This window comes from Exilibacterium tricleocarpae (assembly GCF_007004655.1).
GTDB lineage: Bacteria > Pseudomonadota > Gammaproteobacteria > Pseudomonadales > Cellvibrionaceae > Exilibacterium > Exilibacterium tricleocarpae.
The window spans coordinates 214,982-230,413 of the sequence record NZ_ML660091.1; the positions used below are offsets into that span (position 1 = coordinate 214,982).

Here is a 15,432-nt window from a genome sequence, read left to right on the forward strand (position 1 = left end):
GTGCTACTCCAAACCCAGTGACTGCGGGTTTATACAGCCCCGCGGGTCCACCGCCGCTTTGATCGCCTGTATCAGTTGCCAGTTCTCCGGCCTGATGCCCTCGCGATACTGATAGTGCTTGCCGATCTGCAAGTGCACCGCGCCCAGTTCGGTAAACAGTGCCGTCATCTCATCGCGTATCTTTGTCACCGCCGCGCGGGCTTCGAGATGTTCCGGAAAACCCTGCAACCGCGCCAGGTGGTCCGGTTCCAGGCTGCGCTGATGGATTTCAGTCATGGCATCGGGCCAGAAGAACACCGGTTCGAGTACAAAACAATTGGTCGATACTGTGGCAAACAGGTAGCCGACACCGATATCGTAACTGTCCATCGCCGCGCGATGGCGCGCGAACAACGCTTCCACCGCTTCATAGGCTGCGCGAATCTTTGAATGGGGAAACAAACCGTGGATGGGCACCCAGCGCTCGCCCTGCGGCCCGAGCATATTGTTGACCGGCCCGAAGGGATTGGCACGGGTGATTTTGGGAATGCTGTTTTCTATCTCGCGCCCGTTAAACTGCTCGCCCACCACCCGCACCTCGGCAGCCAGGGCCGCGGCGGCAGCCTCGTTGCGCTCTTCGATAATGATCTGCACGGAATAATCGACATCGTCCATGTAACCGCGACCGGCGGCGGCAATTCTGGCCCCTTCCTTCAGCGCCCCCAGCACCGAGCCGGCCGACTTCATAACGCCGGCCAGTGCTTTCACATCTTTGGCCAGGCTCTCGCGCTTCATACGCTGGGCCTGTAAAAAGGGATCGAAACCAAAGCACTCCATCGCCAGGCCGCGACGCCCGACAGCGCTCATGGCCGCCAGGGCATCGGCGGCGGTTTTAAAGTCAAACGCCAGGAACCGCCTGGCGGGCAATTCCGGTATCAGGCGCAGGGTGGCAACGGCCTTGAAACCCAGGGCGCCGGTATCACAGGTAAACAAGCCGGTCAGGTCGGGACCGAAGTGGCGGAAAAACGGCGTGCTGTTGCGCTGCGCCCCGGAACCGGTTTTTACGATCGAACCGTCCGCCAATACCACTTCGAGACCAATCACCGAATCGACTGCGGAACCGTACTGCCCGGAACCCCAAAATACCGAATTTTGCGACAACCCGCCGCCGACGGTCGCTTTACTGCCGGACAGCGTGCCCCAATAGGGGGTGCGCAGGCCGGTCCCCTGCAATGCCTCGTGGAGAGCCTTCCAGGTGCAACCGCACTCTACGGTGACATACATGTCCTCGGCATTGATTTCCACCACCCGATCCATACGGCTCATATCGATAATGACTGCCCCGGCGCCGGCGGGCACATAGCCGCTGGTGTAAGACATACCGCCACCGCGAGGAATCACCGCATGACCGGCGGCAACGGTGGTCTTGACCAGCGCCGCCAGTTCGCCGGTGTCGGCCGGCTGCGCCACGGCCAGCGCCGGCAGGTCTTTGGTAAACACGTCCTGGGCGTAAAAGCTGCAGGATTGCGCATCGGTCAGTAAGAATTGTGGGCCGACTATGGTCGCCAGGGCGTTGGGTAATTCACTTTCCGGGGGTGCGTGCGCAGTCATAGAAATATCTCCTCAATACCATAAAGCTTACCACCAAAGGTTCTCAACACAGCCCGGCCTCAGAAACCGGACCCGGTGCCGATATAGCGCTGCGACCGCAAGCTCGTCCCTCCGACCAGGAGCTTGATGAAGGGTTACTCTACACGTTATCCAAAATTTCAAAAGCCGCCCGCTCGCCCGACTCCATGGCGCCCTCCATACCGGACATGGCCCGCGCGGTGTGCTCGCCGGCAAAATGCAGGTTGCCGGCCGGTTTGGCCAGCGCCGCCCCGTAGCGCCGAATCTGCCCCGGGCGCCAGTCGGCCCAGGCACCGCCGGCAAAGCGCGACTGCTGCCAGGAAACCGTTTGCGCCACCCGCACGGCGCCCTTGGATTCCGGCAGTACCTTTGCCAGTTCCGCCAGCACTCGCGGCGCGACCTCTGCTCGCGGCAGGCGGTCAAACACTTCCGCACCCTTGCCGTTAATCCAGACGGTGAGATTGGTAATGGTGCCGGTAGCGCCGGGATCGCTGGCGAAAATCCGCTCCAGCGGGCTGTCGGACCAAACGTTGGGAAGGAAGCCACGCCCCTCCCAGAACGGCTTTTCCACCACCAGGTGCACTTGAAAAACCGCGGCGTAGGAAAGCTGTTGCACCGCCTCGGCCTGCAACGGCGGCAGCCCGGGTTTGATGTCCAGGTGCCGCAGCGCGCTGAAAGGCACCGCGGCGATGGCGTGGCGGGCCTGAAAGCTGGTGCCATCGGCACAGCGCACGACTACGATGCCACGAGTCTGTTCTATGGCGGTGACGGCTTTATTGAGCTGCACACCGTCGCGCAGCGATTCCGCCAGCGCTTCGGCAAAACGCTGGTTGCCGCCGGCCACGGTTTTTGCGCCGCCGGGCGTAGTGAAACCCAGTTTTAAATTGGCGTAGACACGGTGCAGGTTCAACACCGAGGTTTCTGCCAGGGTGCGGCCGTAGCTGTTATTGATATCGAGCAGGTGCAGACCTGCCGCGTCGATACCCCGCGCCCGCAGCCAGGTCTCGGCGGGAACGTCCAGTTTGTGATTGCCGGGGGCGAGCCATTCGTCCAGCGCGACGATCGGGTTGGGCTCCAGCAGGCGCCGCAGTTGCTGTCCCGGCAGCAGTTGCTTGCGGTCGGCGGGGAACGGATTGTGGATCGAAGTCCCCCATGCCGACGGCATAATCCTGTGGCGATCGATATGGAGTATTTGTCGCTCGGGTTCGTCGCCGGGCGCACGCCGCAGCGGTAGCATCTTTACCCCGAGCCGATTTGCGGTGTATAGAAAACGGGCGTAGCTGGGACCGACAATATTGCCGCCGCCCTCGGGGCCTCCGGGCACGTTATCCAGGGTATAGAGACGCCCGCCGATACGGTCGCTGCCCTCTAATACCGTGACACGGTAACCCCGCTCCTGCAACAGCGACGCGGCGTAGAGCCCGGCCAGGCCCGCGCCTATGACAATGACGTCTTCGCGGCGGCGGGCCAACACCGGCAGCGGCAACAGGACCGCGCCGGTGAGCCCGCCGGCACTCTGCAGAAAACGCCGCCTGGATAGACCACTGGATTGCATTACCGTCTCCATAGACTATGCACCTGCTGATGCAAATACCAGCGGACCCGAATGGCACTTAGTGAAGCAAAAATGTGCCAGTTGATTGGTTACCGCCCCAGTCACATCAATCTCGGTTAAGTGTGCCGAAGGTAGGTCTGGCCCTGGCTAAAGCCTTCAGAAACTCTCGACAGCAGGGACGCTGTCGGGAAGTCCCCACGGACGGGTTCACGACGTGTTTCTGAAGGCTTTAGCCAGGGCCAGACCGGTCAGTTGGCACATATTTGCTTAACCCAGTGCCATTCCCAGCAGGCCCGAATGGCACTGGGTTAAGAGAACTTGCACAATTAATCGACCCCTGAACTCTCTCTGTCGAACTAGTTTAAGAATATCGCGGCAGACCGATCGACTGGCGCGTTTCTGCTTAAGTAAGTGCCATTACCGGCAAACCCGGATCGAAAAATTCCCTATCAGAAGTGATAAGTCACCGTCGCCCCCACCTGCCTTTTTTTGCCAAACAGCGCCACCGGCTGGCGCACCGTCGCAAATGTCTGCGACAACACATTGGTATCGACATAGCGAATGCCGCTAATGGCATTGTCGTTATCAGTGAGATTTCTGCCCCAAAACGCAATATCCCAGTGTTCATTGCTGAGGCCGATACGGGCGTTGAGAATCTTCGCCTCGCCCAGGTCCATGGTGTTTTGAATCTGCAGGTAGCGGCCGTCGTCGGTGTAGGAATAGTTGGTGTTGGCATAAAAATCAAAACCGGTATTCAACAGCGCACGGCGGTAGGCAGCGGTCAGGGTATACTGGTGATCGGCCACAAACGGCGGCTCAAAACCGGCAATATCGCTGTCGCCGTAGGCTGAAAAATGGCGCCGGGCATCGATGCCTTCCTGAATCTCCGCATCGACATAAGCGTAGGCCAACGACAGTTCCAAACCCTCGATCGGCAGCCAGGTGATATCGAGATCGAGGCCGTAAATATCCGTGTTACCCACATTGGTGATCGCCGACACCACGTTGCCCTGGTTGCTGATCACTGCCGTCGATAATTGTTGCTCCTCCCAGTCGTTGTAATAGACCGCGGCATTGACTCGCAATCGATTATCCAGTAAGTCGCTTTTCACGCCTAACTCATAAGTGGTTACGGTATCCGGATCGTAGGCGACCAGCTCCGGTGCCTGGGCGATAACGGTAGCGCTGTTATTGACGCCACCGGCTTTAAAACCGGTCGCCACGGAACCGTAAAGGGTGACCTCTTCGATAAGACTGTAGCTCACAGACACGCGCGCGGTGGTTTCATCCCAATCCTCGTCGATATTCTCACTGCCGTTGAGAGGCGCGACCAGAACCGTGCTGTACTCCTCGGTCAGGACCCTGACTTCCGCACTCAGGGTCATGCGATCGTCAATGTCGTATTCGGTCCAGGCGAATACCGCCTCGCCTTTGCGGTTGGAAGCCGGGTCGTAGGCGGGCCGCTCGAGGGAAAAGCTGGGGCCGGCACCGCCGGCGCTCGCATCCAGTTCCTTTTCGTCGTAGTAATAGAGGCCAAGCATCCAGCGCAACCGCTGCTCCGCGGCCGACGCCAGACGCAGCTCAGCCGAATTGAATTCGGTATCACCCCAACTGAGAGAATTCCAGTCCTCGGCGCCGCGAATGTAAAAACCGGGGTTGGGGCCGCCGGGCACGAACACCCCGCCCACATCGGGCATACCATCCACTTCCGTGGAGGAGTATGTCTGATCGTTACCCAGGCGTTGCTGAATATCGGTGCGGGCGACAATGGCCGTCATTTCCATCGCGTTGGGCAGCAGGTAGTTAACGGTCAGGTCCCAGCGCTCGGTATCGCGGGCGGTGCCCGCCTTGCCGCCGAGCAAGTCCGTATCGGCGGAAACGGGGCCGGCATCGTTGGCAGGCAGTTCGCCGCACCACCAGGTAACGGTGCCGCCGAGTTCGCAGGCATTGGCGGGGCTGCTGATATTGCGACCGGCAAACAGTGAATCGTCGACGCTTTCATTGCCGTAGTTGAGAATAAATTCGAGATCCTCGGTAGCGGCATAGACGATGCCGAGCGTGAAACTGTCGGTTTCTTCGGAACCGAACAGGTAGCTGCTGTCGGGGTCGCGATACTGGCCGTCAACGCTGTTGACATCGAAGCCGGCGCGAAAATACAGGGTGTCGGCAATAATCGCACCGCTGACACCACCCAGATAGGCCTCGTAGTTATCTTCGCCGGCGGAGACGGACAAGCGGGCATCCATCTCATTGTCGGGACGCCTGCGCACGTAGTTGATCGCGCCGCCGAATGTCGAGCGGCCGTAGAGCGCACTCTGGGGGCCTTTCACGACCTCAACCCGCTCCAGGTCGCTGAGACTGGTGGCCAGTACCGAAGTCGTTTGGTAGACACCGTCGATAAACACCGCCACCGGCTGTTCGATGGCGGTGGCGGTGTTGGACATGCCGCGGATGGTCGGGCGCTCAGCGGCGCGGCCGAATTCCGCACCGTAGGTCAGTCCGGGCGTGGCATTGGCGATATCGCGAATATCCATCATGCCGTTGGCCTGAATGTCCGCTGCGGAAAACGCAGAGATCGCCAGCGGCACCTCCTGCAGTGATTCGGATCGTTTACGGGAGGTGACCACGATTTCCTCGAGCAGGTTTTCCGCCTGTTCATCGCCCTGTGCCAATGCCGGTGCGCCGATACCGGCGGCCAGTTGGATGCCGATCACCGCGCCGACGGCAACGCTGACACGTTTTCTACTGATGTTCATTTTGCTCCCCACTCTCTGTGCTTTTTTAGCTGTATTTTTTAACGGTATCTTTACACCACTTTTCACGCTGGGAAATCGATGCGCGATTAAAACGAATAACTCAGTTCGAGCCCGTATTGGCGCTGCCGGCGCAGCGCCCCGAAGTAGGCCCGCGGCGCCCCGGTATCGGCCCCGGTGACCTGGGTTGCGGTATTGAGTGAACTGAATGCGAAGTAAGGCACCTGCAGCCAGCGCGTCACCATGGGCACCGCGTCCTCGTCGGTCAGGTTGCGACCGAACAACATTAGTTTCCAGTTGTCGGCCTCCAGGCCGATACGGGCACCCACCAAGGTGGCTGCAGGTGCGTAAATCAAGTTGTGTACCTGGGCAAATTTTTTCGACTCGTAACTGACATCGACGCCGGCAAAGAAGGCGATACCGCCGCCGAATACCGGCCGGCGGTAATCGATAAAGGCGCTGGCCTGGTGTTTTGACGCCAGGGGAAACTGCTTGCCTTCAATGGAGCAACTGCCGTTGCCGGTCAGGTCCAGTGAGGTCGCCTCGTCGCCGGTAAAACGGCCGCCGCCGCTGGTCAGGGTCCACTGAAATTCGTCGCAGCCATCGGTAAATTCGGTGTCGGCCAGCGCGTAGGTCACCCCGGCCTCCAAATTCCGGGCCAAGGCCGCCCGCAGTTCGATCTCAATACCGCTGACCTCTCCTTCCCCCTGGTTGGTGGCGATGGAATTCAAAGCGCCGCCGGGATCGGCAAGCGGTGTGGTCAACTGCACGTCGCTGACCTCGATAAAAAACAACGACGCATTGGCCTTGACCCGCCCGCCCCAGAGAATGGACTTGATCCCGGCTTCATAGTTGGTGGACTCTTCCTGCTCATAGGTGGGCTGGCCGACACTGGCGCCGTCAGCGCCGTTAAAGCCACCGGGCTTGGCGCCCTCAGAGTAGATACCGTAGAGAATGACGTTTTCATTGAGCCGGTAATTGAGCGTGAGCCGCGGGGTAAAGCTGTACCAGGTGTCGCTGTCTTCAAAGTCAATGGCGCCGCTGTCGGTGTCCAGATCCGTCAGCGCCTTGGTCTCCTGCGCGTAGCGCGCTTCGGCGGTGACGGTCAGCGCCTCACTAACATCGTACTCAACGGAGGCGAATGCCGCCTGGTTCTCCAGCTGCTCTTCACTGTCCGGCAAACCGCTGCCGTCGGTAAACGTGATATCGAAACCGTCCCGCTCTTCATCGTAATAAAAAGCCCCAAGCATCCAGCGCAGATTCTCTTCCGCCGGCGACTGCAGGCGCAACTCGACGGAGTAGTCCTCGGTATCGGCGCCGCTCGAAAGCGCAAAAAAACTTTCCTCGAGGGCGTCAATGGCCGGCGGGGTAAATTTGAAGCTGAGCGAACTGTGATCGCTGTCGGAGCCGGTTTTCAATTCCTCGTCGCGCCAGGCAAGCGCGCCGGTGAGACTGTACCCCCCTGGCAACTCGATATCCGCCAGCAGGCTCGTCAACAACAGTTCGCGCTCCACGCCGTCGAAAGCGGTGCCGTCGGTGAGCGCATAAGCATTGCCGAAGAACGTGCTGCCGGTGGCCGGCACGCCGGCCACCAGGTTGGGCACGCCGTCGGCATCGTCGCCGTCGTTGAGTGCTATCGGCGCCGGCTGCAGGGCACCACAAAAATACTGGAAGTTGTTGCTGCTGCCGCTAAACGGGAAGGACGCGAGCGAACGCAGCCCGGGAAAACAGTTGTTGCGCGCCGCCGACTGTAAAAAAAGCGGCCGGGTACCGTCATCATCTTCCTGGTACTGGGTGCGCCAGCGTATCCGCAGGTTCTCATTCGGCGACCAGTCGAGTACGCCGCTGATCGATTGGGTCGACTCATCCCCCACCGCCTCGCCGGTCACGGTATTGTCCCACTGGCCGTCAAACTCGTAGCGGCGCAGGCTCAAGCCGGCCCCCAACACGCCTTCGATCAACGGGCCGCTGAAGGTGAGGCGGATATCCTGCTCGCCGTCCTCGACGATTTTCACGATACCGTTGCCGCTGAACTCAGCGGCCGGACTGCGGGTGACGAAGTTGATGGCACCGGAGTAGGTGTTACGGCCATAGAGAGCACTTTGGGGCCCTTTGATCACCTCGACCCGCTCCACGTCGCCCAGGTCCAGGCCCTGGATATCGCCGGGGTAGTAGACGCCGTCGACAAAATAGGCCGCACCGGATTCCACCCCGAACTGCACGCCCGCCAGCACATTGCCGAGACCCCGGATCACCGGCCGCTCGGTGGCGCGCCCGAACGCTTTGGAAAAACTCAGCCCCGGTGCAAAGCGGGCGACATCGTCGATACTGTTGATATCGAGGTTGTCGATGGTACTGGCATCGAAGGCGGATACCGCCATGGGGATGTCCTGCAACGACTCCTCGCGCTTGCGCGCCGTTACCACCACTTCCTCCAACTCGATGGTCTCAGCGTTGGCCTCTACCGGGACAGGACTTATCAGCCCAACGGCCAAACCGGCGCCGCAAAACAGCCTGCCGGGCAACCCGGACAGTGTTTGGTTGTTCTTCATGCTGCTCTCCTCCCGCAGGCCTCTCGCCGGCCTGCTAGTGCCCGTCCCTGGTTTAGCGCTGTAACTGCTTGCGGCCCCGCGACGACTTGCGGTGTACCCCGGCCGGTGGTAATGATCCCGCCGACCCTGCCGCAGCCGGGTGGCACGCTTGTTTCGCGCCTCCCTGTTTTGCATGTTATTGTTTTTCGCTTTAAATGTTATATATCTATATCATTATGTAATTAATCATTTATCGTAGAGAAATGCAACCCCCGGCCTATGAAAAAATCGTCTTTACAGCGGTTTTGAAAACACGTTCCTGAACACACAGTGGATTGACGGACCGCCGCCGGCGGCAAATAATCTGAACCCTTATCGAGCAGGAGAAGGCCGAGGCCCATGTCGAAACGCGCCGAGCCGCTGAGCCGGGATATGCTGAGTAGTGACTGTGTCCTGTTTCGCGGGCTGAGCGGCGTGGAACTCGAGCGGGTGGCCGCTATCGGGCAGCTACAGGAAATCGAGGGGCACTGCTATCTGTTTCACCAGCACACGCCGAGCCAGCGGGTTTACAACCTGATCTCGGGCGCGGCCATGGTGGAGCGTACCTCCAGCGGCGGCCAGCGGCAGATACTGGCGTTTCTGTTCCCCGGTGATTTTGTCGGTATGACCCACTCCGATCATCTCGAATACAGTGTCCGGAGCCTGCGTCTTACCCGGCTCTGCGAGTTCCGGCAGCAGCGACTGCTGGCGCTGGCCGAGGAACTGCCAATCCTCAAAACCAATGTCAAACAAGTGGGGGCCAATATACTGGCCCGGGCGCTGGACCAGATTTACATTCTCGGCAAGAAGAAAGCCCACGAGCGACTGTGCTTTCTGTTTATGCAGTTGCTGGAACGCCTGCCGGGCGCCTCGCCGGCGCGCATCGACCTGCCCATGAGCCGCCAGGATATCGCCGATTATCTGGGCCTGACTATCGAGACGGTCAGCCGCTCGCTGGCGCGCCTGAAACAGGAGGGTTTGATTGCCGCGCCGTCGCCACAGCGGTTGCAGATTGTGGACCTCGAACACACCCGGGCACTGGCCAGTGCCGATTGAAACTGCGTGAACCTGATACCATCCCAGTCAGACCTTCCAACCACTGAAGAGTCTGGCCGCCAGGTTTGCAACAGCTCTCGCCGGATTGTTTTTTAATACCCGTTCGGAACGGATTTCCTTCCCCTCTCGCAAAACCATCGCCCGCATCCAGGCACCGGACTCTATCCAAGGGGTTGCCGGTTACCAAAGTCGGCAAACGTTGGTCATCAACCAGTACCCTGTAGTGCGGTAGTCGGATGACTCTTACCCCGCAGAGGCTGTAGATGCCACTCATAAGTAGTCTTGCGCCGGATTTCTGCTTTTTCTTGACATCTGGCGCTGGACCCACGTTAGCCGAAACCACTACTATTGTGGGAAAAAATCTATATATACCGGTCATTTAGGCGCTGTAAACATGCAAGAGGATGCATCCCAAGACACTATCGATCACCATCACCCGTTCGGGGAAGTCAAAGCCGCTGAAGAAAACCGTCGTATTTATGTGACCCGCATAGTGCTTTGGGTCAGTCTCGGGTATACGCTGGTGTTTGCCAGTATTGCCTATCTGTCAGAGGACACAGGGATACTGACCTTCCTGTTGAGCTACGCCACTGCCCTGTTGTTGTCACTGGCCATCCTCTACAGCACCCGCGGCTATATCCTGTCGGCGGGCGTGGCCACCTTTGCCATCTGTCTGTTGTTTTTCTACCTGCTGGTCTCCGGCGGCGTCAACCGCACCGCCCTGATGTGGAATTTATCGCTGGCCCCGATCTTCGTGTATATGTGGGGATATCGCACCGGCACCGCGGTCGCCTGCCTGGTGGGCGCGGTGGCCTTTTTGCTGCTCTACACCGATAACAGCGTGCTGCAGGCGAATTACGACCTCGCTGCCAAAAATCGCTTTCTGCCCGCCTACGGCTTTCTGGTGGCCCTGTCGGCCATTCATGATTTCGCCAGCTTTCGCCTGCAGCGAAAATTTATCTCGGTATCGCGACGGCTTGAGCATATCGCCAACACCGATGTGCTGACCGGACTCAAAAATCGCCGCAGTACGCAACTGTTGCTCTCCGCCGGCGACGATACCCGCACCATCGGCGACAACGGCTACGCCATTATTATCGGCGATATCGACTACTTCAAACGGGTCAATGACAGCTTCGGCCACGAGTGCGGTGACAAGGTATTAAAACGGGTTGCACAATGCCTGCGGGACAATATGCGCAACGAGGATGTGGTGGCGCGCTGGGGCGGAGAAGAGTTTTTGATCATCCTCCCCAACACCGATTTAGTCGGCGCCAAGCGCTTGGCCGACAAGCTTTGCGCGGTGGTGCAGGCGCTGGAAATCGAGTACCAGTCCCATCAAATAAAACTGACCATGAGTTTCGGCGTTGCGGCCTCGGACACCGTTGGGGTCGACTACGACAGTGTTTTAAGGACCGCCGACAAGCGCTTGTACCAGGCCAAGGAACGGGGCAGAAACTGTGTCGTTGTGACTTGATACAGTGACTTGATGCAGTGACTTGATGCAGTGACTTGATGCAGTGACTTGATGCAGTGACTTGATGCAGTGACTTGATGCAGTGACTTGATATAGCGACTTGATACAGTAACTTGATATTGCCAATTGATGCCGGGGCGGCCGCTCTCAGGCAAGTCCCAGTTTCGCTTTGTTGTCTTTCAACACATCGATAATGAATTGGATATGTTCATCCAGTTCCCGCTCCAGCAGCGCCGCGCCGGCGTAAACCTCATTGCGGTCGACAGAGGCGGCAAAGCTTTTATCGCGGAGCTTTTTCTTGACTGATTTGACCGGCATATCATCGATGCCGGTGGGTCGTACCAGGCTCGCAGCGACGATAAAACCGGTCAACTCATCGCTGGCCACCAGCGCCTTGTCCAGCAACGAACGGTGCTCCACCCCCCAGCGGGTATAATGGGCGGAGATCGCATAGGCGATCTGCTCCTCTCCCGCCGCCCGCAGCACCTGCACGATCCGGTCGGGGTGCTGGTCGGGCCAGGCTTCGTAGTCCGCATCGTGCAGCAGGCCGGCAATGCGCCACTGCTCGGGCTCTTCGCCGTAGTGGCAGGCGTAGGCGGCCATCACCTCCGCCACCGCATAGGCATGTTTGAGCAGGCTGTCGCCTTTGGTCATATCGTGCAGAATGGCTTCGGCGCGGGCAAACTCCACCGGGTCCTCCTCCTTGCTGTCAAAGCGCACTTGGCCGTCAAGAGGCGTTTGGCACGCGCCTTAAAAATGTCGGGCGCCGCTCTCAGGCAATGGTCACATCGCTATTGAGATAGACGTCCTGAATGGCGTTCAGCAATGCCACCCCCTCGCCCATCGGCTTCTGGAACGACTTGCGCCCGGAAATCAATCCCATGCCGCCGGCGCGCTTGTTGATAACCGCAGTGCGCACTGCCTGGTGCAGATCATCGCTGCCCGAGGGTCCGCCGGAATTGATCAAACCGATACGCCCCATATAGCAGTTGGCCACCTGGTAACGCACCCACTCGATCGGATGCTCCGGCGCCAGTTCACTGTAAACGCGCGGATGGGTGTGGCCAAATTTCAGGGCGGTATAGCCGCCGTTGCGCTCGGCCTGTTTCTGTTTGACGATATCCGCCCCGATGGTGGCGGCCAGGTGGTTGGCCTGGCCGGTGAGATCGGCGGCAGTGTGGAAATCGCCCTGCTCGGTTTTAAACGCTGAATTGCGCAGGTAGGCCCAGAGGATGGTTACCAGGCCGAGTTCATGGGCGTGACTGAACGCCTCGCTCACCTCCTCGATCTGGCGGCGCGAGTTCTCGGCACCGAAATAGATGGTCGCGCCCACGGCGACCGCGCCCATATCGAACGCCTGGCGCACCGAGGCGAACAGGGTCTGGTCGTACATACTCGGGTAGGTGAGTTGTTCGTTGTGGTTCAGTTTGACGATAAACGGCAAGCGGTGCGCGTATTTCCTGGCTACGGCGCCCAACACGCCAAGGGTTGAGGCGACGGCGTTACAACCCCCCTCCAACGCCAGTTCGACAATTGCGGCGGGATCGAAATAAATCGGGTTGGGCGCAAACGAGGCGGCGCCGGAGTGCTCCACCCCCTGATCCACCGGCAGTATCGACAGATACCCGGTGCCGCCCAGGCGCCCGTGGTCGAGCAGGCTTTGCATATTGCGCAACACCACGGGACTGCGGTCCATGTCACTCATGATCCGGGGCACGTAGTCCTCCCCTGGCAGGTGCAGTGCGGCGCTGTCGATACCGCTGCAGCGATAGCTCAACAAGCTCTCGGCTTCACTACCGAGCAGTGTCTGGATATCCGTCATGCTTTTCCCCTTTTCGACCCCGATTGCCAGTGACTTTTAACCGGCAGTGTTTGAATTAACGGCGTTCAAACCAACGACGTTTAAATAGCGGCGTTTGAAGCGGCCGGTCCCAGGGGAATATTACTCTTTCCTGGCCAGCCGACAAGGTCAGGCCGACAGAAATTCAGAGACGCGAAATGCCAATTCGAGCACCTGCTGTCCGTTCAGGCGCGGATCGCATTGAGTGCGGTAACAGCTCGCCAGGTCGGCCTCGGAAATGTCGTAGGCGCCGCCGGTGCATTCGGTGACGTGATCGCCGGTCATTTCCAGGTGGATACCGCCGGCATGGGTGCCTTCGGCCCGGTGAATGGCAAAGAACTGCTGGCACTCGCGCAGGATGCGATCGAAGGATCGGGTCTTGTAACCGCTGGCGGCTTTTACGGTGTTGCCGTGCATGGGGTCGGACGACCACACCACCTGTCGGCCCTCTCGCTGCACGGCACGCACCAAGCGCGGTAGTTTCTCAGCCAGGTTATCCGCGCCCATGCGGGTAATCAGGGTCAGGCGACCGGCGTTGTCGGCCGGGTTGAGTGCCTCGATCAGGCGCAGCAATTCGTCCTCACTACACGCAGGGCCAATTTTCACCCCTATCGGGTTGTGAATACCGCGAAAGAATTCCACATGGGCGCCGCCCGGCTCGCGGGTGCGCTCGCCGATCCAGAGCATATGGGCGGAGCAGTCGTACCAGTCGCCACTGAGACTGTCGCGGCGGGTCAACGCCTGTTCATAGTTGAGCAGCAGGGCTTCATGGGAGGTGTAGAACTGTGTCTCGCGAATCGAGGGCGTGGTGGTGGAGGATACGCCGCACACTTCCATAAACGCCAGCGCGTCCTGAATGCGGTCGCCGATTTCGCAGTACTTATCCCGCAGCGGATTGGCGGCGACAAAGCTCTGGTTCCACTGGTGTACCTGGTGCAAATCGGCCAGACCGCCCTGGGCAAAGGCGCGCACCAGGTTCAGGGTCGCCGCCGACTGGTGGTAGGCGGTCAGCAGACGCTGCGGGTCCGGTCGCCGCTGCTGTTCGTTGAAGTCGATGCCGTTGACAATATCGCCGCGATAGCTCGGCAGCGCCTCGCCGTCGCGTTCTTCCAGATCAGCCGAGCGGGGCTTGGCAAACTGGCCGGCGATACGCCCTACCTTCACCACCGGGCGGCGGCCGCTGTAGGTGAGCACCACCGCCATCTGCAGGATCACCTTGAAGGTATCGCGGATATGATCGGCGGCAAACTGGGCAAAACTCTCGGCACAGTCGCCGCCCTGCAGTAAAAACGCCCGACCCGCGGCCACCTCCGCCAGTTGCCGCTGCAGCTCCCGCGCCTCTTCGGCAAACACCAGTGGCGGCAGGCGCCCGAGCACGGCCTCTACGCCGGCCAGGGCCTCGGGGTCGATGTAAGTGGGTTGCTGCCGGATCGGCAGCTGGCGCCAGGATGCCGGCGACCATGCGGGGTTGGACATGGGAAAGGGTCTGCTCTACTGGTCTGTGGGGGGCGTATAGTAGCGCAAACCCGGCGCCGAGGTGGAGCCTTCCGTCAAATGCTGATCTCAGCCGTCATGTAGTGGGTACAGGTGCCCGTCATAAACACGCGTTTCCCTTGCAACAGGCACTGAATATCGCCGCCGCGCGCCGATATCTGGCGGGCGTGCAGAGGATTTTTTTGCAGTCGCTCGACCCAGTAAGGCACCAGTGTGCAGTGAGCGGAGCCGGTCACCGGGTCCTCGAACACACCCAGTTTCGGTGCGAAAAAGCGGGAGACGAAATCCGCTTCGGTGCCCGGTGCGGTAACAATCACAGCCCGCTCGGATACGTTCAGCAGGGTTGCAAAGTCCGGCGCCAGCTCCCGCACCTGTTGCTCGCTGTCGAGCACCACCAGCCAGTCGCGCGCCGCGCCGCTCCACAGGGGTTCCACATTCAGCGCCCGGGCTATGGCGTCCGGCAGCGGCTCGGCCCGCGCGGGACGGGCGGGAAAATCCATGGTAAGACCGGCACTGCTTCGGGTGACCACCAGGGTACCGCTGAGCGTTTTGAAGCGAATCGCTTCACTCTGGGGCAGCAAATACTCGAACAGGACATAGGCACTGGCCAGGGTGGCGTGGCCGCAGAGGTCCATTTCCCGCTCCGGGGTAAACCAGCGCAACTGAAAATCCTCCGTGTCATCTTCGAGAGGGACGAAAAATGCCGTCTCCGCCAGATTGTTTTCAGCGGCGATCGCCTGCATCAGCGAGTCCGGCAACCACTGTGTCAGGGGCACCACGGCGGCCGGGTTGCCTTTGAACAACTGGTCGGTAAAAGCGTCGATTTGATAGAGGGGTAATTGCACGGTGACCTCCTGCTTTGTGTTGGACGTGAGTGAAATCTGGCACGGCAGCTGCCGGTGAGCACAAGCTCGAACAACGCCCGCTTCAAGTACCTGCTATTGGTGCTTAAGCTAGAAAGTGCCAGCCGACCTACCCCTGGTATTCTTAATCACGATCTACCAGGGGATAGTGTGGTTACTGATTAATCCTGCAAACTCGCTTAGGCTTCATTTAATACAGCCTCCACTTTAGGTTTT

10 protein-coding genes are annotated in these 15,432 nt (G+C 59.7%); 2 read left to right on the forward strand and 8 right to left on the reverse strand.

The annotated features are described in order from the left end of the window. Positions 1-3: 3 nt before the first annotated feature. The 4 genes from FKG94_RS09145 to FKG94_RS09160 form a co-directional block, all read right to left on the reverse strand. Positions 4-1,590 (reverse strand): FAD-binding oxidoreductase, encoded by a 1,587-nt coding sequence (locus FKG94_RS09145; RefSeq protein ID WP_142903915.1) that lies wholly within the window; start codon positions 1,588-1,590, stop codon positions 4-6. A gap of 139 nt (positions 1,591-1,729) precedes the next feature. Further along, positions 1,730-3,163 carry a flavin monoamine oxidase family protein gene (locus FKG94_RS09150; RefSeq protein WP_179957566.1) on the reverse strand — a complete coding sequence of 478 codons (1,434 nt, stop codon included), beginning with the start codon at positions 3,161-3,163 and terminating at the stop codon, positions 1,730-1,732. 449 nt (positions 3,164-3,612) lie between these two features. After that, a complete protein-coding gene (locus FKG94_RS09155; protein ID WP_142903917.1) occupies positions 3,613-5,919 on the reverse strand; it encodes a TonB-dependent receptor in 2,307 nt (768 codons plus the stop codon). A gap of 86 nt (positions 5,920-6,005) precedes the next feature. Beyond that, entirely contained in the window at positions 6,006-8,468 is a 2,463-nt protein-coding gene (locus tag FKG94_RS09160; protein ID WP_218943488.1) for a TonB-dependent receptor, read from the reverse strand. A 378-nt stretch (positions 8,469-8,846) separates the two neighbouring features. On the opposite strand from FKG94_RS09160, the gene FKG94_RS09165 reads away from it, so the two are divergent. Next, complete coding sequence (locus FKG94_RS09165; RefSeq protein ID WP_142903918.1) at positions 8,847-9,542, forward strand: Crp/Fnr family transcriptional regulator; 696 nt, start codon at positions 8,847-8,849, stop codon at positions 9,540-9,542. 394 nt (positions 9,543-9,936) lie between these two features. Next, positions 9,937-11,019 (forward strand): GGDEF domain-containing protein, encoded by a 1,083-nt coding sequence (locus FKG94_RS09170; protein ID WP_142903919.1) that lies wholly within the window; start codon positions 9,937-9,939, stop codon positions 11,017-11,019. Positions 11,020-11,166: 147 nt separating this feature from the next. Here FKG94_RS09170 and FKG94_RS09175 read toward each other — a convergent pair whose 3' ends face one another. The 4 genes from FKG94_RS09175 to FKG94_RS09190 form a co-directional block, all read right to left on the reverse strand. Next, positions 11,167-11,739, reverse strand: a complete 573-nt coding sequence (locus tag FKG94_RS09175; RefSeq protein WP_218943489.1) for an HD domain-containing protein — start codon at positions 11,737-11,739, stop codon at positions 11,167-11,169. A gap of 52 nt (positions 11,740-11,791) precedes the next feature. Next, positions 11,792-12,841, reverse strand: a complete 1,050-nt coding sequence (locus FKG94_RS09180) for a class I fructose-bisphosphate aldolase (protein ID WP_142903920.1) — start codon at positions 12,839-12,841, stop codon at positions 11,792-11,794. Between the two features lie 147 nt (positions 12,842-12,988). Then, positions 12,989-14,335, reverse strand: a complete 1,347-nt coding sequence (locus FKG94_RS09185) for a class II 3-deoxy-7-phosphoheptulonate synthase (RefSeq protein ID WP_142903921.1) — start codon at positions 14,333-14,335, stop codon at positions 12,989-12,991. Positions 14,336-14,409: 74 nt separating this feature from the next. Then, positions 14,410-15,198, reverse strand: a complete 789-nt coding sequence (locus FKG94_RS09190) for a PhzF family phenazine biosynthesis protein (protein WP_142903922.1) — start codon at positions 15,196-15,198, stop codon at positions 14,410-14,412. Positions 15,199-15,432 lie beyond the last annotated feature (234 nt).

What these genes read in the sequence shown, in the direction of transcription:
- FKG94_RS09165 (WP_142903918.1), top strand. Translation starts at nt 8,847, where the DNA reads ATGTCGAAACGCGCCGAGCCGCTGAGCCGGGATATGCTGAGTAGTGAC.
- FKG94_RS09170 (WP_142903919.1), top strand. Translation starts at nt 9,937, where the DNA reads ATGCAAGAGGATGCATCCCAAGACACTATCGATCACCATCACCCGTTC.
- FKG94_RS09160 (WP_218943488.1), bottom strand. Translation starts at nt 8,468, where the DNA reads ATGAAGAACAACCAAACACTGTCCGGGTTGCCCGGCAGGCTGTTTTGC.
- FKG94_RS09185 (WP_142903921.1), bottom strand. Translation starts at nt 14,335, where the DNA reads ATGTCCAACCCCGCATGGTCGCCGGCATCCTGGCGCCAGCTGCCGATC.
- FKG94_RS09180 (WP_142903920.1), bottom strand. Translation starts at nt 12,841, where the DNA reads ATGACGGATATCCAGACACTGCTCGGTAGTGAAGCCGAGAGCTTGTTG.
- FKG94_RS09150 (WP_179957566.1), bottom strand. Translation starts at nt 3,163, where the DNA reads ATGCAATCCAGTGGTCTATCCAGGCGGCGTTTTCTGCAGAGTGCCGGC.
- FKG94_RS09145 (WP_142903915.1), bottom strand. Translation starts at nt 1,590, where the DNA reads ATGACTGCGCACGCACCCCCGGAAAGTGAATTACCCAACGCCCTGGCG.
- FKG94_RS09155 (WP_142903917.1), bottom strand. Translation starts at nt 5,919, where the DNA reads ATGAACATCAGTAGAAAACGTGTCAGCGTTGCCGTCGGCGCGGTGATC.